Source organism: Shinella zoogloeoides (assembly GCF_020883495.1).
Taxonomy (GTDB): domain Bacteria; phylum Pseudomonadota; class Alphaproteobacteria; order Rhizobiales; family Rhizobiaceae; genus Shinella; species Shinella zoogloeoides.
This window is the reverse complement of sequence record NZ_CP086610.1, coordinates 1,116,638-1,136,215: the sequence shown is the minus strand read 5'-3', so window position 1 is coordinate 1,136,215 and position 19,578 is coordinate 1,116,638. Positions and strand designations below refer to the sequence as shown.

General features: G+C 64.3%; 20 protein-coding genes. 6 read left to right on the top strand and 14 right to left on the bottom strand.

Annotated elements, in window-relative coordinates; translation table 11 throughout:
* Window positions 1-26: 26 nt before the first annotated feature.
* The 12 genes from K8M09_RS05625 to K8M09_RS05570 form a co-directional block, all read right to left on the bottom strand.
* On the bottom strand, window positions 27-2,162 hold the full coding sequence (locus tag K8M09_RS05625) for a sodium-translocating pyrophosphatase (RefSeq protein ID WP_160784869.1): 2,136 nt from the start codon (window positions 2,160-2,162) through the stop codon (window positions 27-29).
* Between the two features lie 192 nt (window positions 2,163-2,354).
* Entirely contained in the window at window positions 2,355-3,581 is a 1,227-nt protein-coding gene (locus K8M09_RS05620) for an MFS transporter (RefSeq protein WP_160784870.1), read from the bottom strand.
* Between the two features lie 13 nt (window positions 3,582-3,594).
* Window positions 3,595-4,077, bottom strand: coding sequence for a transcription antitermination factor NusB (gene nusB / locus K8M09_RS05615; protein ID WP_160784871.1), 483 nt, complete (start codon window positions 4,075-4,077; stop codon window positions 3,595-3,597).
* Entirely contained in the window at window positions 4,074-4,535 is a 462-nt protein-coding gene (gene ribH / locus K8M09_RS05610) for a 6,7-dimethyl-8-ribityllumazine synthase (protein WP_160784872.1), read from the bottom strand. The genes nusB and ribH overlap by 4 nt, the downstream gene beginning before the upstream one ends.
* Before the next feature lie 149 nt (window positions 4,536-4,684).
* A complete protein-coding gene (locus K8M09_RS05605; RefSeq protein ID WP_160784873.1) occupies window positions 4,685-5,821 on the bottom strand; it encodes a GGDEF domain-containing protein in 1,137 nt (378 codons plus the stop codon).
* A 217-nt stretch (window positions 5,822-6,038) separates the two neighbouring features.
* Window positions 6,039-6,656, bottom strand: a complete 618-nt coding sequence (locus K8M09_RS05600; RefSeq protein WP_160784874.1) for a riboflavin synthase — start codon at window positions 6,654-6,656, stop codon at window positions 6,039-6,041.
* Entirely contained in the window at window positions 6,656-7,753 is a 1,098-nt protein-coding gene (ribD, locus tag K8M09_RS05595; protein WP_160784875.1) for a bifunctional diaminohydroxyphosphoribosylaminopyrimidine deaminase/5-amino-6-(5-phosphoribosylamino)uracil reductase RibD, read from the bottom strand. The genes K8M09_RS05600 and ribD overlap by 1 nt, the downstream gene beginning before the upstream one ends.
* Window positions 7,754-8,233, bottom strand: a complete 480-nt coding sequence (nrdR, locus tag K8M09_RS05590) for a transcriptional regulator NrdR (RefSeq protein WP_160784876.1) — start codon at window positions 8,231-8,233, stop codon at window positions 7,754-7,756.
* 9 nt (window positions 8,234-8,242) lie between these two features.
* Window positions 8,243-9,541 carry a serine hydroxymethyltransferase gene (gene glyA, locus K8M09_RS05585; protein ID WP_160784877.1) on the bottom strand — a complete coding sequence of 433 codons (1,299 nt, stop codon included), beginning with the start codon at window positions 9,539-9,541 and terminating at the stop codon, window positions 8,243-8,245.
* Between the two features lie 192 nt (window positions 9,542-9,733).
* The gene (locus tag K8M09_RS05580; protein WP_160784878.1) at window positions 9,734-11,056 is read right to left on the bottom strand and encodes a L,D-transpeptidase family protein; all 1,323 of its coding nucleotides are present in this window, start codon (window positions 11,054-11,056) and stop codon (window positions 9,734-9,736) included.
* Window positions 11,057-11,335: 279 nt separating this feature from the next.
* The gene (gene ldtR / locus K8M09_RS05575; RefSeq protein WP_160784879.1) at window positions 11,336-11,848 is read right to left on the bottom strand and encodes a transcriptional regulator LdtR; all 513 of its coding nucleotides are present in this window, start codon (window positions 11,846-11,848) and stop codon (window positions 11,336-11,338) included.
* Window positions 11,849-11,978: 130 nt separating this feature from the next.
* Entirely contained in the window at window positions 11,979-12,362 is a 384-nt protein-coding gene (locus tag K8M09_RS05570) for a DUF6163 family protein (RefSeq protein WP_229342169.1), read from the bottom strand.
* Between the two features lie 209 nt (window positions 12,363-12,571).
* Here K8M09_RS05570 and hemB point away from each other — a divergent pair, with 209 nt between their 5' ends.
* Entirely contained in the window at window positions 12,572-13,576 is a 1,005-nt protein-coding gene (hemB, locus tag K8M09_RS05565) for a porphobilinogen synthase (RefSeq protein ID WP_160784881.1), read from the top strand.
* Window positions 13,577-13,589: 13 nt separating this feature from the next.
* Here hemB and K8M09_RS05560 read toward each other — a convergent pair whose 3' ends face one another.
* Window positions 13,590-14,111 carry a hypothetical protein gene (locus K8M09_RS05560; RefSeq protein WP_160784882.1) on the bottom strand — a complete coding sequence of 174 codons (522 nt, stop codon included), beginning with the start codon at window positions 14,109-14,111 and terminating at the stop codon, window positions 13,590-13,592.
* 158 nt (window positions 14,112-14,269) lie between these two features.
* Here K8M09_RS05560 and K8M09_RS05555 point away from each other — a divergent pair, with 158 nt between their 5' ends.
* The 5 genes from K8M09_RS05555 to K8M09_RS05535 all read left to right on the top strand — a co-directional run bounded on the left by K8M09_RS05555 (window position 14,270) and on the right by K8M09_RS05535 (window position 17,196).
* Window positions 14,270-14,734: an RDD family protein gene (locus tag K8M09_RS05555; RefSeq protein WP_160784883.1), complete on the top strand. Its 465-nt coding sequence runs from the start codon at window positions 14,270-14,272 to the stop codon at window positions 14,732-14,734.
* A 100-nt stretch (window positions 14,735-14,834) separates the two neighbouring features.
* Window positions 14,835-15,599 (top strand): arginyltransferase, encoded by a 765-nt coding sequence (locus tag K8M09_RS05550; RefSeq protein WP_160784884.1) that lies wholly within the window; start codon window positions 14,835-14,837, stop codon window positions 15,597-15,599.
* A gap of 18 nt (window positions 15,600-15,617) precedes the next feature.
* Window positions 15,618-16,535 (top strand): DMT family transporter, encoded by a 918-nt coding sequence (locus K8M09_RS05545; protein WP_160784885.1) that lies wholly within the window; start codon window positions 15,618-15,620, stop codon window positions 16,533-16,535.
* A gap of 53 nt (window positions 16,536-16,588) precedes the next feature.
* The gene (locus tag K8M09_RS05540; RefSeq protein WP_160784886.1) at window positions 16,589-16,810 is read left to right on the top strand and encodes an AbrB/MazE/SpoVT family DNA-binding domain-containing protein; all 222 of its coding nucleotides are present in this window, start codon (window positions 16,589-16,591) and stop codon (window positions 16,808-16,810) included.
* Window positions 16,807-17,196 (top strand): type II toxin-antitoxin system death-on-curing family toxin, encoded by a 390-nt coding sequence (locus K8M09_RS05535; protein WP_160784887.1) that lies wholly within the window; start codon window positions 16,807-16,809, stop codon window positions 17,194-17,196. The genes K8M09_RS05540 and K8M09_RS05535 overlap by 4 nt, the downstream gene beginning before the upstream one ends.
* Here the strand turns inward: K8M09_RS05535 and parC are convergent, their stop codons facing one another.
* Window positions 17,197-19,449, bottom strand: a complete 2,253-nt coding sequence (parC, locus tag K8M09_RS05530; RefSeq protein ID WP_160784888.1) for a DNA topoisomerase IV subunit A — start codon at window positions 19,447-19,449, stop codon at window positions 17,197-17,199.
* Between the last annotated feature and the right edge of the window lie 129 nt (window positions 19,450-19,578).

Below are 19,578 nucleotides of genomic sequence, written 5' to 3'. Positions count from 1 at the left end.
CGGTTTTTGTTTGCGCCTCTTGCGGATCAGGCGAGAACGGCGAGCAGCAGCAAGGCCACGATATTGGTGATCTTGATCGCCGGATTCACCGCCGGGCCGGCCGTGTCCTTGTAGGGATCGCCGACCGTATCGCCGGTGACGGAAGCCTTATGGGCTTCCGAGCCCTTCAGATGCCGGGTGCCGTCCTTGTCGACGAAGCCGTCCTCGAAGCTCTTCTTGGCGTTATCCCAAGCGCCACCGCCCGATGTCATGGAAATGGCGACGAAGAGGCCGTTGACGATGACGCCGAGCAGCGATGCGCCGAGCGCCGCGAAGGCCGAAGCCTTGGAGCCGGAAATGGCAAGCACGCCGAAATACACGACGAGCGGCGCCAGAACCGGCAGCAGCGAGGGGATGATCATCTCGCGGATCGCCGCCTTGGTCAGGATATCCACGGCGCGGCCGTAATCCGGACGCTCCGTGCCCGCCATGATGCCCGCCTTCTCGCGGAACTGCCGGCGCACCTCCTCCACGATGGACCCCGCCGCCCGGCCGACGGCGGTCATCGCGATGCCGCCGAAGAGATAGGGAATGAGGCCGCCGAAGATGAGGCCGGCCACCACATAGGGGTTGGAAAGGTCGAAGGAGATCGTGCCGATATCCGCGAAATACGGATACTTGTCGCCGTTCGCCGCGAAATAGGCGAGGTCGTTCGAATAGGCGGCGAACAGCACCAGCGCGCCGAGGCCAGCCGAACCGATGGCATAGCCCTTGGTGACGGCCTTGGTCGTGTTGCCGACGGCGTCGAGCGCGTCCGTGGACTTGCGCACTTCCGGCGGCAGATGGGACATTTCGGCGATGCCGCCGGCATTGTCCGTGACCGGGCCGAAGGCGTCGAGCGCCACGATCATGCCGGCGATGCCGAGCATGCCGGTGACCGCGATGCCGGTGCCGAAGAGGCCCGCAAGCTGGTAGGTGGCGATGATGCCGCCGACGATGACGATGGCGGGCAGCGCCGTCGATTCCAGCGAGACGGCAAGGCCCTGAATGACGTTGGTGCCGTGGCCGGTCACCGACGCCTGGGCGATGGAGTTCACCGGCCGCTTGTTGGTGCCCGTGTAGTATTCCGTGATCACCACGATGAGCGCCGTCACCACGAGGCCGAGCAGGCCGCAGATGAAGAGGTTCGTTCCGGTGATTTCCTTGCCCGCCACGGTGCCGAGGCTGCCCCAGCCGACGGTCAGCGACGTCGCCGCGCCGAGGCCGAGGATCGACAGCACGCCCGTCACGATGAGGCCCTTGTAGAGAGCGCCCATGATCGAGCCGTTCGAGCCGAGCTTGACGAAGAAGGAGCCGATGATCGAGGTGATGATGCAGGCGCCGCAGATGGCGAGCGGGTAGATCATGGCGCTGGCGAGGATCGGCGTGCCGGCAAAGAAGATCGCCGCGAGGACCATGGTGGCGACGACGGTCACCGCATAGGTCTCGAAGAGATCGGCGGCCATGCCGGCGCAGTCGCCCACGTTGTCGCCGACGTTGTCGGCGATGGTGGCCGGGTTGCGCGGATCGTCCTCGGGAATGCCGGCCTCGACCTTGCCGACGAGGTCGCCGCCGACGTCAGCACCCTTGGTGAAGATGCCGCCGCCGAGACGAGCGAAGATCGAGATCAGCGATGCGCCGAAGCCGAGCGCGACGAGCGCGTCGATGACTTCACGCGAGGCAGGTTCCTGGCCGAGGACGCCGGTCAGGATCCAGTAGTAGATGGACACGCCGAGCAGTGCGAGGCCGGCCACCAGCATGCCGGTGATCGCGCCCGACTTGAAGGCGATGTCGAGGCCGGAGGACAGGCTGACGGACGCGGCCTGCGCCGTGCGCACATTGGCGCGGACGGACACATGCATGCCGATGAAACCGGCGACGCCCGAAAGCACGGCGCCGATCAGGAACCCGATGGCGGCCGTAGCGGAAAGTAGCAGCCAGGTGCCGATGAAGACGACGACCCCGACGATGGCAATGGTCTTGTACTGCCGGGTGAGATAGGCCTGCGCCCCTTCCCGGATATAACCTGCAATTTCCTGCATGCGGGCATTCCCCTGGTCGGCGGCAAGCACCGACTGCGTCGCCCAGATGGCATAGACCACCGAAAGCAACCCGCATGCGATAACGCCAAGCAATATGGTCATTTCGCTCTGTCCTCCTTGGAGGCCGCGGGGTCCTCCCCCCGCCGCCGAAACGCGTCCGCTCCCCCTTGCCTCCTCACAAGCAGGGAGCCGGCGCGGGGCCAGAGTGCGATTGCGAATCGGTTGCGTCAAGTCGCCGCATTGCGGCAAGCGCTTCTAAAAACCGGATTTTCCGAAACGGCCGGTGCGAAACGATTATACCGCCGCGCGGCGGGAGCGCAGGAGCAGCAGCAGGACGAGCACGAGGCTGATGCCGGTGATCGGCCAGAACATCAGGTTGATCGCCTGCCAGCCATAGGCGTTGAACACCTTGCCGGAGGAGAAGGAGGCGAGCGCCACCGCGCCGAAGAGGATGATGTCGTGGAAGCCCTGCACCTTGTCGGCCTCGTGCGGGCGGTAGCTGGAAGCGACGATGGCGGTCGCGCCGATGAAGCCGAAGTTCCAGCCGATGCCGAGCAGGATGAGCGCGCCCCAGAAATTCCACAGCGCAATGCCCGCATGCGCGACGGTGGCGCAGGCCATGAGGATCAGGAGGCCGGCGGCGACGACCTTCTCCGTGCCGAGACGCTGGATCAGCATGCCGGTGAAGAAGCTCGGGCCGAACATGGCCAGCACGTGCCACTGGATGCCGAGCGTCGCCATTTCCGGCGAGAAGCCGCAGCCGATGACCATGGCGAGCGGCGCGCCCGTCATCATGAAGGTCATCAGCGCATAGGAGGAGATGCCGCAGACCATGCCCGTCAGGAAACGCTGCGTCAGCACGATCTCCTTCAACGGCCGGGCCACCTCGCCGCTCGCCGCGCCCGCCGCCTTGTGGTCGGGCAGGCGCAGCATGAGGAAGAGGACGATCGCCAGGCCGCAGAGCGGGGCCAGCGCCACGAAGGCGCCGGCGAAAAGCACCGGCTCGAACAGGTCCTTGGTGAGGATGACGACCTGCGGGCCGAGCACGGCGGAAATGACGCCGCCGGCAAGGATCCAGGAGATGGCGCGCGGCTTGTAGAAGGACGGCGATGCATCGGCCGCCGCAAAGCGGATCTTCTGCGCGAAGCCGCTGGAAATGCCGACGAGCACGAAGCCGAGGGCGAAGAGCCAGAAATCGCCGCGGAACAGCGCGATGGCGGCGATCAATCCGCCCGACGCGCCCACCAGCGCGCCGACGATGAAGCCGTGGGCGCGCCCCAGCAGGCGCGCGGCGATGGCGACGAAGACGGCGCCGAGCGCGACCCCGATGTTGAAGCCGGTCAGCGGGGCGGTCGCGAGCGACTTGTCCTCGCCGAGCAGGTTGTAGCCGGCAAGCGCGCCGATGGAGAAGACGATCGGCCCCGAGGAGGCGAGCAGCGCCTGCGCGAAGGTCAGCAGGAATACATTGCGGCGCGCGGCCGACAGTTCTCGTTCAAGACCTTCAACCGCGCCTGCGCTCATGTCCAATGCCGATCTATTTGCGGATGTCCGTGCGAACCTGCTTGGCGATGCGGTCGAGCACCGCGTTCACCAGCTTGGGTTCCTCGTCCTCGAAGAACGCCTTGGCGATCTCGACATATTCCGTGACGATCACGGCGATGGGCACATCCTTGCGCTCGCGCAGTTCGAAGGTGCCGGCGCGCAGGATGGCGCGGACGGTCGAATCGAGGCGCGACAGCGCCCAGTCGTCCTGCAGCGCCGTGCCGATCAGCGGATCGAGCTGGCGCTGGTCGCGCACGACGCCCGAGACGATGGAGCGGAACCAGGAGGCGTCCGCCTTGAGATAGGTGTCGCCGTCGATTTCCTGGCCGAGACGGTGCGTCTCGTATTCGGCGACGATCTCGAGCACGCCGGTGCCGCCGACATCCATCTGGTAGAGGGCCTGTACGGCGGCAAGACGCGCCGCGCCGCGCTGGTTGGCCGGCTTTACCGGCTGCTGGTTCTTGTCGCCGGTCACTGTTCGCCGCCCAGTTTCTTCTTCAGGTCGATCATGGTGAGCGCCGCGCGGGCCGCAAAGCCGCCCTTGTCGCCTTCCGAGCGGCGGGCGCGCGCCCAGCCCTGCTCGTCGTTCTCGACGGTCAGGATGCCGTTGCCGATGGCGAGCGCCTCGCTGACGGCAAGGTCCATCAGGGCGCGGCTGGATTCGTTGGCGACGATATCGAAATGGTAGGTCTCGCCGCGGATGACCATGCCGAGCGCGACGAAGCCGTCATACCAGGTGCCGGCATTTTCCATGCCGTCGAGCGCCATGGAGATGGCGGCGGGGATTTCGAGCGCGCCCATGACGGTCACGATATCGTAGGTCGCGCCGGCGGCATCCAGCGCATGCTTGGCGCCGTCGAGCATCGCATCGGCCATGTCGTCGTAGAAACGGGCCTCGACGATGAGGAGATGGGGATTATCGGTGTTGGCCATGAATCACCTGAAAATTGGAGGCGGGCCACGCAATTGCGGGCGGAAGCGGCGGTCAAACCATGCCCGGCGATGCTTGGCAAGCACTTTCCGCCCCACCCGGCGTTTTCGGCCTTACCGCGCCGTCTTGCCGCGGGAAACGGAGCCGGCGGTCAGGCGGCAAGGGAGACGCGGTTACGGCCGTTGCGCTTGGACGTGTAGAGCGCCTTGTCGGCATTGCTGAGCAGGGAGTCGAAGCTCGTGCAATGCTCGCCCCCGAAGGCGATGCCCGCGCTCACCGTGCAGGAGATGGAGCGGCGGCCGATGGGAATGAGCTTCGCGGCGAAATCCGCGCGGACCCGTTCGGCGACGTGTTGCGCGCGATCCGGCAGGGTGCGGTCGAGCACGACGACGAATTCCTCGCCGCCGAGGCGCGCGACGCTGGCCGCCGCGCCGCAGACCTCGCCGAGAATATCGGCGAAGACCTTCAGCACCACGTCGCCGGCCGCATGGCCATAGCGGTCGTTGACCGACTTGAAATTATCGAGGTCGAAGGCGATAGCCGCCCGGTGCGGGCCGATGGCCTCGTCGCCGTGGCGCTCGAAGAGGGCGCGGCGGTTGAGCAGGCCTGTCAGCGCATCGGTGTTGGCGGCGCGCTGGTGGTTTCCGGCCACGCGCCACTGGTTGAGCGCCAGCGACATGGCGCCGATGCCGGTGATGCCGACGATCGCGACGACCAGATTGAGGTTTTCCGCCCAATTGTCCGGCGCTCGGCCCAGCACCCATTGCCTGCCGTGGATGAGCGCGGCCGCGCACAGCACGAAGGAGAACGCCGTCAGCAGATAGAGGACGACCATGCCGGTCAGCGGTCGCGGCGCTTCCGCCCGCCCGCGCCAGTACTCCCGCGCCGTTGCGACCAGCGCGCCGGCGATCATGACATTGAGCATGATGAAGCCGATGCCGTCATAGCCCACGACGAGCCATGGCACGGAGACGAACGTGGAGACGGTGAAAAGGAGAACGATGCGGCGGCGGGCGCTCTTTCCCGTGCGGAAGCGGTAGGCCGCGCCGTAAATGAAGGCGAAGCCGAGGAACTGCAGCATGAAGGCAAGGCAGCCGATGCGGAAATCCGGATTGCTGAAATAGATGCTGTAGACGGCCACGGCCGGCACGATGCAGCCGATACCGATGGACCACGAGAGCAGGAACCGCTCGACCCGCGACGACAGCCAGGAGGCGAACAGCGTTGCCGAAAGGCAGAATCCGGACAAGGCAATCGCCAGAAGGAGCGTATTGTAGTCAGGCGTCATGCTTGAGCGGTCTCCGGGATCCGATAGCGCACCCTAGAAGCGGAGAAGTATCCATATCGTTACCTGACGCGCGGCGACGCTACATCTTGTTGTACCGTTACGTAACGCAGTTCGTCCTGTTACGCTTATGTCACGCTGCCGCGCGCCGTTTGCCACGCATGGCGGCCAACCGGCCGCCCGCAGGCGATACCGCATGAAGCGAAACGGCAACGTTCCGTCAGGCCTTGGGCGCAGGGAATTCCGCCAGCCGTGCGGCGTAGCGGGCCATGGTGTCGACTTCGAAATTGACGAAATCACCTGCCTTGCGCTCGCCCCAGGTCGTGACCTCCAGCGTGTGGCGGATGAGGAGCACGTCGAAGACCGCGCCATCCACCGCATTGACGGTGAGCGAGGTGCCGTCGAGCGCGACGGAGCCTTTCGGGGCGACGAACCGCTCCAGCCCTTCCGGTGCGCGGATGCGGAAACGCGTGGCGTCGCCTTCCGCCTCGACGGAGAGAATTTCGGCCTTGCCGTCGACATGGCCGGAAACGATATGGCCGCCGAGTTCGTCGCCGATCTTCAGCGAGCGCTCCAGATTGATCCGGGTGCCTGCGGTCCATGAACCGATGGTGGTCAGCCGCAACGCCTCCTCCCAGGCCTCGACCTCGAACCAGCGGGCGTTCGCGCCCTCCTCCGGCAGCGCGGTCACCGTGAGGCAGGTGCCGGAATGGGCGATGGAAGCCCCCATGTCGATGGTGGCGGGATCGTAGCTCGTGCGCACGCGCAGGCGCAGGCCCTCGTTCATGGGCTCGATCTTCTCGACCGTTCCGATATCCGTGACAATGCCGGTAAACATCAATCGCCTCTTTCGTATTCCTGCAGCATATCCGCGCCATAGCGGGCCGCATGGCGCAGCGCAAATCCGGGCGGCACCCGCCCGGACACAAATGGGGATGCGACCCCGTCCCTGCCAATGGTGACCCCACCCGAAAACATCAGGATACGGTCGACGAGGCCTGCATCGAGGAAGGATTGCGCCGTCCGCGCCCCGCCCTCCACCAGCAGAGAGGAGATGCCGCGCGTCGCAAGCGCCGTCAGCAGCGCATCGAGCTTACGCGGATCGCAGATCAGCACCTCGACGCCCAGCGCCTCCAGCGCGGACTGCCGTGCGAGGAAAGCCGGGTCGTCCTTGCCATCCTTTTCCGTGACCGCGATGACCGGCACCTGTCGCGCCGTCTGCGCCAGCTTCGAGGCCGGCGGCAATTCCAGCCGCGGATCGAGCACGATGCGCACCGGCGAGCGGGCTTCGAGGCCCGGCAGGCGGCAGGTCAGTTCCGGGTCGTCGGCAAGCGCCGTGCCGATGCCGACGAGGATCGCGTCCGTCTCGGCGCGCAACACATGCACCTGCCCGCGCGAGACCGGCCCGGTGATCGCCACCTGCCCCTCGCCCAGCCGGCCGAGCATGCCATCGGCGGAAACGGCAAGTTTCAGAGTCACATAGGGCCGCTTCTTCGTCTGTCGATTCAGATAGGCCGCAAGCGCTTCCTTGCCCGCTTTTTCCAGAATGCCGGTCTCCACGTTGATTCCCGCATCGCGCAGCATCGCCAGCCCCCTGCCTGCCACCCGTTCATCCGGGTCTGTCACAGCAACGACGACGCGCGCAACGCCGGCAGCGATCAGCGCCTCGGAGCAAGGCGGCGTCCTGCCGTGATGGGAACAGGGTTCGAGCGTGACATAGGCCGTCGCACCGCGCGCAGCCTCGCCGGCCGCGGCAAGCGCCTGCGTTTCCGCATGCGGCCTTCCGCCCGGCGCGGTCACGGCCGAGCCGACGATCACGCCGTCTTTGACGATCAGGCAGGCGACGGAGGGATTGGTGGAGGTCAGGCCAAGGTTGCGGCGGCTAAGGCGGATCGCCGCCGCCATGAAACGCTCGTCTTCCGCGCGGGAAGACATCTAGCCGTCGGCGCCCGGATCCCGGGCGATCTTGGCGGCGACTTCGGCGAGAATCTTCTCGAAGTCGTCGACATGGGAAAAGTCGCGATAGACCGAGGCATAGCGCACGAAGCCCACGTCATCGAGCGCCTTCAGCGCCTCCAGCACCTGAAGGCCGATTTCTTCAGAGGCGATTTCCGTCTCGCCGGAGCTTTCCAACCGGCGGACGATGCCCGAGACCGCGCGTTCGATCCGGTCCCGGTCGACGGGCCGTTTGCGAAGCGCGATCTCGAAGGATTTCAGGAGCTTGTCGCGGTCGAAGGGGGCCTTGCGGCCCGTCTTCTTGACAACCATCAATTCGCGGAGCTGCACCCGTTCGAAGGTCGTGAAACGACCGCCGCAATCCGGGCAGATGCGCCGGCGGCGAATGGCGGCCCCGTCCTCTGCGGGACGGGAATCCTTCACCTGCGAATCTTCCGAACTGCAATAGGGGCAGCGCATGCGGGCTCCTTACAGGTAGGGGTACATCGGGAAGCGGTCCGTCAGCGCGACGACCTTTTCCCGAACGGCGGCTTCGACGCCCGCATTGCCTTCGTCGGAATTGGCGACCTTCAGGCCGTCGAGAACCTCGACGATCAGGTTACCGATTTCCTTGAACTCGGCTTCCTTGAAGCCACGGGTCGTGCCGGCCGGCGTGCCGAGACGGACGCCCGAGGTGACGAAGGGCTTTTCAGGGTCGAACGGGATGCCGTTCTTGTTGCAGGTGACATAGGCGCGGCCGAGGGCGGCTTCCGCGCGCTTACCGGTCGCGTTCTTCTTGCGAAGGTCGACGAGCATCAGGTGGTTGTCCGTGCCACCCGAAACGATGTCGAGGCCGCCGGCCTTCAGCGTCTCGGCGAGCGCCTTGGCGTTCTTGACGATCTGCGCGGCATAGTCCTTGAATTCCGGCTGCAGCGCCTCGCCGAAGGCGACGGCCTTGGCGGCGATGATGTGCATGAGCGGACCGCCCTGCAGGCCCGGGAAGACGGCCGAATTGATCTTCTTGGCGATGTCCTCGTCGTTCGTCAGCACGACGCCGCCGCGCGGGCCGCGGAGCGACTTGTGCGTGGTGGTGGTTGCGACGTGGCAATGCGGGAACGGCGACGGATGCTGGCCACCGGCGACGAGGCCGGCGATATGCGCCATATCGACCATGAGATAGGCGCCGACTTCATCGGCGATCTCGCGGAAGCGCTTCCAGTCCCAGATGCGGGAATAGGCGGTGCCGCCGGCAATGATGAGCTTCGGCTTGTTCTTGCGGGCCTTCTCGGCGACGTCGTCCATGTCGAGCAGGTGATCGCCTTCACGCACGCCGTAGGAAACGACGTTGAACCACTTGCCGGACATGTTGACCGGCGAGCCGTGCGTCAGGTGGCCGCCCGAATTGAGGTCGAGGCCCATGAAGGTGTCGCCCGGCTGCAGCAGCGCGAGGAAGACGGCCTGGTTCATCTGCGAACCGGAATTCGGCTGAACGTTGGCGAAGTTGACGCCGAACAGCTTCTTGGCGCGCTCGATGGCGAGTTCCTCGGCGATGTCGACGAACTGGCAGCCGCCATAGTAGCGCTTGCCCGGATAGCCTTCGGCATACTTGTTCGTCATGATCGAGCCCTGGGCTTCGAGCACGGCGCGCGAGACGATGTTCTCCGAGGCGATCAGTTCGATCTCATGGCGCTGGCGACCGAGTTCCTTCTGGATCGAGCCGAAAATCTCCGGATCGGTATCGGCAAGGGAACGCGTGAAGAAAACTTCGGTGGCGGAAGACTGGCTCATCCTCGAGGCTCCTTAAGGGTGGGTGGCATGGTGTTTATCGTCCTCGCATGGCAAGGGCAATATCCGCTCCACGGTTTGCGCCATTTCCGCGCGCCTTGTGAAATAAAAACGACATGCGTCGGAGCCCTGAAAACGCGAAGGCCCCGTTTCCGGCAGGAAACGAGGCCTTTTGAAACAAGCGGAAAAATCGCCTTATTGCGGCAGCAGGTCGCTGTCGACGGTCTGGCCGCCTTCCTGGTTGTAGCCGGTCTGCAGGGCAAGCTCGGTGGCGCCGTCCATCTGGTAGATGTCGTCACGGAACTGCACGACGCGGTCGCGCGCCGACCAGGCCGAAATGTAGACGAAATAGACCGGAACCTCGACAGCCAGCCTGATCGGCGTGTTGACGCGGGTGTCGATGACCCTTTCGATGTCCTGACGCGACCAGCCGGGCGTATCGCGCAGCAGCCAGGTGATGAGGTCGCGCACGTTCTGCACGCGCACGCAGCCGGACGATTCGAAGCGCATCAGCTTGTTGAACAGGCCCTGCTGGGGCGTGTCGTGCATGTATTCGTTGTTCGGGTTGTGGAAGTTGATCTTCGTCGAGGACATGGCGTTGATCTTGCCCGGGTCCTGGCGGAACATCAGGTTCGGCGCCTTCTCGGCGTTCCAGTCGATCGTTTCCGGCGCCACTTCCTGGCCCTTGCCGTCGATCAGGCGAATGTTGTTGCGCTTCAGATAGGTCGGATCCGTGCGCATCAGCGGCACGATATCCTTTTCGACGATCGAGCGCGGCGCGGTCCAGTAGGGATTGAGGGTGACGTCGTAGATCTTGGAATTGAGGATATGCGTCGGGCGGCTGAGGCGACCGACAACGGCGACGTGACGCGATGCCACGCGGCCGCCTTCCACCGCCTCGATATGGGCGGCGGGAATGTTCACCATGACATAGCGCTGGCCGAGATCGCCGGACATGGCCTGCAGGCGCACCATGTTCGTGTTGAGCTGGTTGAGGCGCGTCGTGGCCGGCACATTCATGGCCTTCAGCGAATATTCGCCGAGCACGCCGTCCTGCGGCAGGCCGTGACGGGCCTGGAAGCGCTTCACCGCGCCGTCGACGTAGGAATCGAAGGCATTGGAGATGCCGGCTTCGCGCGGCAAGTCGCCGGAGATCATCAGACGCTGGCGCAGCGACTGGACGCCGGGATCGACCACGCCGAGCTGCAGCTTCTGCGAGGAGGAAACGTTCGGCCAGCCGCCGGCGGAAACGATCTGCTGGTAATCGGAAATCGCCTGCTGGATGTTCGGCACGGCGCCGGAGCCGAGGATCGGATTGTTCGAGGTCACGGCGTCCGCGCTGCGCGAGGCCTTGGCGTCGAACTGATCGTCCCAGTTGCCGCGGCGCGGCGCGTTGAGAACGTCGTCCATCGCCGTCTGGGCGAGCGTCGGGCCGGCGACGGCAGCAGCGCCGAGGGTTGCGGCGGAGCGCAGGAACGCGCGGCGCGAGAACACATCAAATCCGGTTTTGCGAGACATCAATCCTACCATCTCCTGAGACGCCGTTCAAAGCGGCGGGTGCGCCTGGGCACGAGACCCAAGGTCCATACCCGATGCAGCTATCACGAACAGGGTTAACAAACGCAAACCGGCCCTGCCGCCCGCGCATACCTAAGCCCATCGTCCGGGTGTCACAGCAATATGGCCAATTCGTGTCTCGGGGCCTTCCGGCACGGCGCGCGCCCTGCACGAAAACGTGAAAAGCCGGACGCGCAGGGAACGCGGCCGGCTTTCGGAGGAGGTCGGAAACGGCGCCGATTACAGGCGGTAGAGGATCGAGTCGTTCCAGAAGCGGTCGAGGCGCTGCAGGAGCTTGTTCATCTGGTTGAATTCGCCTTCGCCGATGCCGCCGACCTTCTGGATCGAGCCGATATGGCGCTCATAGAGCTTGGCGACGGTCTCGGCGATCTCCTGGCCGGTTTCCGTCAGGCTGATGCGGACGGAGCGGCGGTCGATGCGCGAACGCTGATGGTTGATGAAGCCGAGATCGACCAGCTTCTTGACGTTGTAGGAGACGTTCGAGCCGAGATAGTAGCCGCGCGAACGAAGCTCACCGGCGGTCAGTTCCGAGTTGCCGATATTGAAGAGGAGAAGCGCCTGGACGGCGTTGACGTCGGAGCGGCCGGCGCGGTCGAATTCGTCCTTGATGACGTCGAGCAGGCGGCGGTGCAGGCGTTCGACGAGGTGAAGGGATTCGAGGTAGAGGTTACGGATCGCGTCTTCCTGCGGATCGACGGCGGGGACCTGCTGCTGCTTGATCTTGGTGTTCATTGTTACTGCCTCACTGTTTTGTTTGGCGGTGTGGTTTGTTTTCCCGCCTTGAGTGAGAACCTAACGAATGCATCTAAAATTCTACTTAAACCGCAGCCTTAACAGCGCCTTACCGGAAGGCGACCCTGTCTCACGGTGAATCAGTTCTTACCGCCCGCGCCTGTCGACGGCGCTGGACGAACAGCGCAAGGCGGAAAAGAACGAAGAGCGCGGCGACGGCAAGGTGCATCAGAACCAGCAGCCGGTTGATGCCGAAAATGGACGGATAGAGCTCGTGCATGGCGATCTCGGTCGCCGCCGCGATAAGCCAGATCACCCGCCCCCAGGAGACCAGAAGCCACAAGCCCACCGCCGCGACGGGAAAGAGCACGGCAAGCGCCGTGGCGGCCGCCTTCCAGGCCGGCGGCAGCAGGTCGAAGCGCCCCTTGCCCTCGACGGAGAGGCCGGTCAGCATCGCCCAGTATTGCACGGCGAACCAAAGCGCGGCGACCGCCACCAGCCGCAGGAACAGCATGAACAGCGTTTCGGTCAGGCTTGGCCTTGGGCCTTTGGCAGAATCAGCAACCATCCGCGGACAGTAAGGGCAAGGCCGGCCGGCATAAAGCCCGCAACCGCATGTCATGCACGGCCATATGCCGCAGCGCGGCCGACGCCACCCGATTTGATTGACCGGGCCGGCGTGATATGGAGGCGGAAAACGCATCCACGCAAGGAAACGGCATCATGAATATCGTTGACGAGATCACCGGCGGCCGACGCATGCGGCGCAACCGCAAGGCCGACTGGACGCGGCGGCTGGTGCAGGAAAGCCGCCTGACGGTCGACGATCTCATCTGGCCGGTCTTCGTCGTGCCCGGCACGAATGTCGTCGATCCGGTCGCCGCCATGCCCGGCGTCAACCGCATGAGCGTGGACAGGCTCGTCGAGGCGGCGAAGGAAGCGGCTGATCTCGGCATCCCCGCCATCGCCACCTTCCCCAATGTCGAGATGCATCTGCGCGACGAGACCGGCTCGAACAGTCTGGAAAGCGACAACCTCATCAACGCGGCGACGCGCGCCATCAAGAAGGCCGTGCCGAATATCGGCGTCATCACCGACGTGGCGCTCGATCCCTTCACCAGCCACGGCCATGACGGCGTGCTGCGCGGCGAGGTCATCGCCAATGACGAGACGGTCGAGCTGGTGGCGCGCGCCGCCGTCATCCAGGCCGATGCCGGCTCCGACATCATCGCGCCTTCCGAGATGATGGACGGACGCATCGGCGCGATCCGCCGTGCGCTCGACGCGAGCGGGCACCAGAATGTCGGCATCATGTCCTACGCCACGAAATTCGCCTCCGCCTTCTACGGCCCCTATCGCGACGCCATCGGCACCGGCGGCCTGCTGAAGGGCGACAAGAAGACCTATTATATCGACCCGGCCAACGGCACCGAGGCGATGCGCGACGCCGCGCTCGACGTCGAGGAAGGCGCGGACATGCTGATGGTCAAGCCCGGCCTTCCCTATCTCGACATCTGTTGGCGCATGAAGGAGGCCTTCGGCCTGCCGGTCTTCGCCTATCAGGTCTCGGGCGAGTATAGCCAGGTCAAGGCCGCCGCGATGAACGGCTGGATCGACGGCGAGCGCGTGATGCTGGAAACCCTCCTCGCCTTCAAGCGCGCCGGCTGCGACGGCATCCTCAGCTATTTCGCCATGGATGTGGCGCGGTATCTGGCCAAGAAGGGCTGAGTGCCCTTCGAGGTTAGAACGCGATCCGCGACAGCGCAAACGGCATGCCGATGATCACTCCCAGCGCAATGGGATGGGCTTTCGAGTCGCCCTTTCCGAGTAACGGATTCGCTGCAACCTCGGCGAGGCAGACGAAGTAGAAGCTGCAAAGCATGAACATGCCGGCATGCCAGAAGGCGCCGGATATCCCGGGCACGATCGCAAACCCGAAAATGACGCAAGCCGCCACCGAAGCGAAGCCGACGGCTCTATTCGCCACGTTGGTAATCATGGCATCCAGATATGCCATCCCACGCCGCTTACCCTGCCAAATCAGGAGGAGCCTTCCACCCCACAGGAATAGAATCGAGAATGCCGTAGAATGAAAAGCAAGATGCTCCAGCAGCAGGGTTTCGCCCCAGTTTGCCTTGTTGAAATAGCCGTAGCCGACGACCTGAAGAACGGCCACCAGAAAGCCGAGAGGCACGAAGTAGGGTGCATCCTTGCGCAAGTCGCCGCCGACGAGCAGCCACGGGGTATTTTCCGACAGTTTCATGATTATCTCCGTTTCGAATGTACGGGGCAGCCGGTTGGAGGCCTCCCCTCGCCCGTTCTATCATCGTCACGCCCAGAGACCGCCTGTTGGCCAGACATGTTGTTTTCCCCCAAAGACATTCCCATATGAAAGCCATGTTCCATTCAGGAGACCGGCAGATGAGCGCTGATTTCAACGAAACGCGGGTTCCGACGACGGACTGGCAGGCCTATCGCGGCGTGCTGTCGCGGCGGATTTTCGCGTTCCTGATCGACTATGCGATCATCGCCCTGCTCTGGATTCCGGCCGCCGTCGTGGTCTTCTTCCTCGGCATCCTGACCTTCGGCCTCGGCTTCTTCCTCTATCCGGCGCTCTTCGCCATCGTCGCCATGCTCTATTTCGGCCTGACGATGGGCGGGCCGAGCCAGGCGAGCGCCGGCATGAACGTGATGGGCCTTGCGCTTGCCCGCGTGGACGGCCGGCCGGTCGATTTCCTGACGGCGGTCGTGCATCTCGTGCTGTTCTGGATCGGCAATGCGCTGCTGACGCCCTTCATCGTGCTCGTCGGCCTCTTCACCGACCGCGGCCGCCTGCTGCACGACCTGCTGCTCGGCACCGTGATGGTTCGGCGCGACCGCTACTGAGCGCGCCGAAACCTGCGGCGCGCCAGTTGACCTTTTCCCGAACTAGGCCAATCCTACCGGCTTGGAAATGTCACACGGCGACGGAGTCGCTTCACGGCTGATGAATACGCAGGCAACATCCTCTCCGCAGTTCTATCTCACCGCGCCGGCGGCTTGCCCCTACCTGCCGCAGGAGATGGAGAGGAAGGTGTTTACGCATCTGGTGGGCGAGCGCGCGCCGGAACTCAACGACCTCCTCACGCAGGGCGGCTTCCGCCGTTCGCAGAACATCGCCTATCGCCCGGCCTGCGAGACCTGCCGCGCCTGCATTTCCGTGCGCATCCTGGTCAACGAGTTCAAGCCGCGCCGCACCATGCGCCGGGTACTGGCGGACAATGCCGACCTTGTTTCCCGAGAATATCCGGCCGAGCCTTCCAGCGAGCAATATTCGCTGTTCCGCCATTATCTCGACGCCCGCCACCAGAAGGGCGGCATGTCGGACATGTCGGTGCTCGACTATGCGATGATGGTGGAAGACACCCACGTGAACACCAAGGTCATCGAATATCGTGTGCGCGAGGAAGGCGCGGGCCTCAGGGAGCGCCCGCAGGGCGAACTGGTCGCCGTCGCGCTCACCGACCGCATGGGCGACGGGCTTTCCATGGTCTATTCCTTCTACAACCCGAACCTTTCCCACCGCTCGCTCGGCACGTTCATGATTCTCGACCACATCCGCCGCGCTCGGCAGCTCGGCCTGCCGCACGTCTATCTCGGCTACTGGGTCAAGGGATCGCGAAAAATGGACTACAAAACGAAGTTTTTGCCGCAGGAGCACCTGATGCCGCGCGGCTGGGAGCGCTATGATGGCGAAAATCCCGCGAAATAAGCCAGAATCGGTTCCGACGTGCCCCCAGCAAGCGATCCCGCCCTTCACCGCAAGGGTCTTCTCATCACCGCCATCGGCGGCCTGTCCCTCTCCTTCGATATTCCGCTGATCCGCCTGTCCGATGGCGAGGTCTGGTCGGTGCTGGCGACGCGCAGCATCGCGACCTTCGTGGTCGCCCTGCTGGCCTGGTCCGTCGTCCGCTTCGCGCTCGGCAAGCGCATGGCGCTGATCCCCGGCCCCATCGGCCTCCTGATCGGCATTCTCTACGGCATCAACTCGCTGACCTTCATGCTGGCGGTGTTCAACACCTCCACGGCGAATGTCGTGTTCATCCTCGCCTTTACATCGATGTTCGCGGCGATCCTTTCCTGGATCTTCCTTGGCGAGCGCCCCTCGAACGCGACGCTTCTGACCATGGGAGCGATGGTCGCGGGCGTGGCGCTGATCGTGCATGACGGTCTGGAAAGCGGCAATTTCTTCGGCGACGCCATGGCGGCCTGCTCCGCCTTCCTGCTCGCCTCGGCCATCACGCTCAGCCGTCACACCCGCCTGGACATGGGCTTCGTGCCCCTCGTCACCGCCATTTTCCCCGGTATAGCCGCGCTGCTCCTGCTGCCCGAAGCAGGCTTCCAGATCGCCCATCCCGGCTTCATCCTATTCAACGGCCTCATCATGATCCCCCTCGCCTTCTTCTGTCTGGCGACGGGCCCGCGCTTCCTCTCCGCCCCGGAAGTCGGCATGTTCTACCTTCTGGAAACGGTTCTCGCCCCCATCTGGGTCTGGATCGTCTTCTCCGAGACGCCAACCACCCAGACCCTCATCGGCGGCTCGATCCTCATCCTCGCGCTCCTCGCCCATTCGATCTGGCAAATGCGCTCGAAGGCCCGCGCCGCGAGGGAGGACGACGCGGCGGCGGAGTTTCCGTTTACGGGGTGAGATTGCGAGCGGCCGGCAGCCATGTTATAACTTGGTTATAACGGAGCAAGGCCATGAACATCACCATCCGCAAGATCGGCAATTCCGAAGGCATCATCATCCCGAAGGACGTGCTTGACCGCATGGGGGTCAAGGCGGGTGATGAAGTCACCGTGACAAGCGAGGGCGGCAAACTCATCCTTACAGCGGCAGAAGGCGATTTCGACCGGCAGCTTGCACATGCCGAAAAATTCATGGATCGCTACAAGGTGACGCTCAAGAAGCTTGCAGAATGAGCGTCGTCTTTCTGGAACGCCAGCTTGTTGAAAGACTTCATGATGTCCAGATACAGCGCTTCGGCGGCGCTGCCGGGCTGCGTGATGAGAATGCTTTCGAGTCAGCGCTGGCACGGCCCGTCAACAAGGCCTTTTACGGCTGCGAAGATATCTTCGAGCTTGCAGCCGCCTATCTGTATGGCTTGGCAAAGAACCATGCATTTGTCGACGGCAACAAGCGCATCGCCATTGTTGCGACCGCTGTTTTCTTGATGGACAACGGCTTCGAGATCGCCACCGACGAAGCCATCCTTTACACCTTCGTCCTCGCCGTCGCTGCCGGCGAGATCGACGAAGAGGGCGCGACGCGCTTCCTGCGCGACGTCAGCGTCCCCTATCCCGGCTGATCAACCGCTGAACTTGCCGCTCCGCGGGAACCCCTTCGGCACGGTGCGGCCGGCGGTGGCGCGGTCGCCGAGCCATTCGGCGAGTTCTTCCTTCGAGCGCACGAAGTTGCGGCCGGCGCTGTCGTCCCAGGTCAGGCCGTCGGCGATGGCGAAGCAGCGGATATCCGAAACGCCGCCGTCCTTGTAGCGCTGCAGGCGCACGCCCTTGCCGCGCGACATTTCCGGGAGCTGCACCAGCGGGAAGACCAGCATCTTGCGGTTCTCGCCGACGACGGCGACGTGGTCGCCGCGCACCGGCACGACGAGCTTGGCCTCGTCCGGCATGCCGACATTCATCACCTGCTTGCCCTTGCGGGTATTGGCGACCATCTCGGTTTCCGCAACGACGAAGCCGTTGCCGGCCTGCGAGGCGACGATGACCTTGCGCGCGGGATCGTGCACGAAGGCGGTCAGCACGTCCTGATCGTTCTCCATGTCGACCATGATGCGCAGCGGCTCGCCGTGGCCTCGTCCGCCGGGCAGCTTGTCTGCGCCGAGGGTATAGACCTTGCCGCCCGTCGTGACGATCAGCACCTTGTCCGTCGTCTGCGCCGGGAAGGCCACCTTCAGCGCATCGCCCTCCTTGAACTGGAGGCCGGACGTGTCGGCGATATGGCCCTTCAGCGCGCGGATCCAGCCCTTCTCCGAGATGACGACCGTGACCGGCTCCTTCTCGATCATGGCCTGCTGGATGGCCTCGACATCGGCTTGCGGCGCGCTGGCGAACTGGGTGCGGCGGCGGCCGATCTCTGTCGCCTTGGCGAATTTCTTGCGGACCTCGCCGATTTCCCAGGCGACGGTCTGCCACTGCTTCTCGTCGGAAGCGAGCAGCGCCTCGATCTCCGCCTTCTCCTTCGACAGCGTGTCGAATTCGGTGCGGATCTCGAACTCCTCGAGCTTGCGCAGCGAGCGCAGGCGCATGTTGAGGATCGCTTCGGCCTGCACATCCGTCAGCGAGAAGGTCTCCATCAGGGAAACCTTCGGCTCGTCCTCCTCGCGGATGATGCGGATCACCTCGTCGAGGTTGAGATAGGCGACGAGGTAGCCGCCGAGGATTTCCAGGCGGCGGTCGATGGCGGCGAGGCGATGGCGCGAGCGGCGCTGCAGGACTTCGCGCCGGTGGGCCAGCCACTCGACGAGCACGTCCTTGAGACCCATGACCTTCGGCACGCGCCCCATCGAGAGCACGTTCATGTTGAGCGGAATGCGGCTCTCCAGCTCGGAGAGCTTGAAGAGCGATTCCATCAGGATCGTCGGATCGACGGTGCGGCTCTTCGGCACCAGCACGATGCGCACGTCCTCGGCCGATTCGTCGCGGATGTCTTCCAGCAGCGGCAGCTTGCGGGCGATCAGCAGCTCGGCGATCTTCTCGATCAGGCGCGACTTCTGCACCTGATAGGGAATCTCGGTGACGACGATCTGGTAGCCGCCGCGGCCAAGGTCTTCCGTCTCCCACTTGGAGCGCACGCGAAAACCGCCGCGACCCGTCTTGTAGGCCTCGACGATGCTTTCACGGCTGTCGATGATGATGCCGCCCGTCGGCAGGTCCGGGCCCTGCACGAACTCGACCAGCTTTTCGACATCCGCTTCGGGATTGCGGATGAGGTGGAGCGCGGCGTCGCACAGTTCATGGACATTGTGCGAGGGAATGGAGGTCGCCATGCCGACGGCGATGCCGGAAGAACCGTTGGCCAAAAGGTTCGGGAAGGCGCCCGGCAGGACGACCGGCTCCTCGTCCTCCTCGTTGTAGGTCTTGCGGAAATCGACGGCGTCCTGGTCGATGCCCTCGAGCAGGAGCGTCGCCACCTCGGTCATGCGCGCTTCGGTGTATCGGTAGGCGGCGGCGTTGTCGCCGTCGATATTGCCGAAATTGCCCTGCCCGTCGACGATGGGATAACGCTGCGAGAAATCCTGCGCGAGGCGTACCAGCGCGTCGTAGACCGACTGGTCGCCATGCGGGTGGAACTTACCGATGACGTCGCCGACGATACGCGCGCATTTCTTGAAGGAAGAATTGGACCGAAGGCCCATTTCGCTCATGGCGTGGATGATGCGGCGATGGACCGGCTTCAGGCCGTCACGCACATCCGGCAGCGCGCGCTGGGTGATGGTCGACAGCGCATAGGCAAGGTAGCGCTCTTCCAGCGCCGCCTTGAGGTCGACCGGCAGGATGTTGTCGTCTCCGCCATCCGGCGGCAAAGTGTTTTGTCCCATCCCTCTTGACTAGCCGCTCGGCCGATTCGCGGCAAGGAAACCGGGCGATCGGGCTGTGGATAGCGGTTCGTGACGTTTCTTTGAAATCTCCCGTCCGAAACAGAGAATCCCATGGAAACTCTGCGCGGC

What these genes read in the sequence shown, in the direction of transcription:
- hemB (WP_160784881.1), top strand. Translation starts at nt 12,572, where the DNA reads ATGAATATCGTTGACGAGATCACCGGCGGCCGACGCATGCGGCGCAAC.
- K8M09_RS05535 (WP_160784887.1), top strand. Translation starts at nt 16,807, where the DNA reads ATGAGCGTCGTCTTTCTGGAACGCCAGCTTGTTGAAAGACTTCATGAT.
- glyA (WP_160784877.1), bottom strand. Translation starts at nt 9,541, where the DNA reads ATGAGCCAGTCTTCCGCCACCGAAGTTTTCTTCACGCGTTCCCTTGCC.
- K8M09_RS05620 (WP_160784870.1), bottom strand. Translation starts at nt 3,581, where the DNA reads ATGAGCGCAGGCGCGGTTGAAGGTCTTGAACGAGAACTGTCGGCCGCG.
- K8M09_RS05605 (WP_160784873.1), bottom strand. Translation starts at nt 5,821, where the DNA reads ATGACGCCTGACTACAATACGCTCCTTCTGGCGATTGCCTTGTCCGGA.
- ribH (WP_160784872.1), bottom strand. Translation starts at nt 4,535, where the DNA reads ATGGCCAACACCGATAATCCCCATCTCCTCATCGTCGAGGCCCGTTTC.
- K8M09_RS05540 (WP_160784886.1), top strand. Translation starts at nt 16,589, where the DNA reads ATGAACATCACCATCCGCAAGATCGGCAATTCCGAAGGCATCATCATC.
- K8M09_RS05570 (WP_229342169.1), bottom strand. Translation starts at nt 12,362, where the DNA reads ATGCTGTTCCTGCGGCTGGTGGCGGTCGCCGCGCTTTGGTTCGCCGTG.
- K8M09_RS05600 (WP_160784874.1), bottom strand. Translation starts at nt 6,656, where the DNA reads ATGTTTACCGGCATTGTCACGGATATCGGAACGGTCGAGAAGATCGAG.
- K8M09_RS05560 (WP_160784882.1), bottom strand. Translation starts at nt 14,111, where the DNA reads ATGAAACTGTCGGAAAATACCCCGTGGCTGCTCGTCGGCGGCGACTTG.
- ribD (WP_160784875.1), bottom strand. Translation starts at nt 7,753, where the DNA reads ATGTCTTCCCGCGCGGAAGACGAGCGTTTCATGGCGGCGGCGATCCGC.
- nrdR (WP_160784876.1), bottom strand. Translation starts at nt 8,233, where the DNA reads ATGCGCTGCCCCTATTGCAGTTCGGAAGATTCGCAGGTGAAGGATTCC.
- K8M09_RS05580 (WP_160784878.1), bottom strand. Translation starts at nt 11,056, where the DNA reads ATGTCTCGCAAAACCGGATTTGATGTGTTCTCGCGCCGCGCGTTCCTG.
- K8M09_RS05625 (WP_160784869.1), bottom strand. Translation starts at nt 2,162, where the DNA reads ATGACCATATTGCTTGGCGTTATCGCATGCGGGTTGCTTTCGGTGGTC.
- parC (WP_160784888.1), bottom strand. Translation starts at nt 19,449, where the DNA reads ATGGGACAAAACACTTTGCCGCCGGATGGCGGAGACGACAACATCCTG.
- ldtR (WP_160784879.1), bottom strand. Translation starts at nt 11,848, where the DNA reads ATGAACACCAAGATCAAGCAGCAGCAGGTCCCCGCCGTCGATCCGCAG.
- K8M09_RS05555 (WP_160784883.1), top strand. Translation starts at nt 14,270, where the DNA reads ATGAGCGCTGATTTCAACGAAACGCGGGTTCCGACGACGGACTGGCAG.
- K8M09_RS05550 (WP_160784884.1), top strand. Translation starts at nt 14,835, where the DNA reads ATGAATACGCAGGCAACATCCTCTCCGCAGTTCTATCTCACCGCGCCG.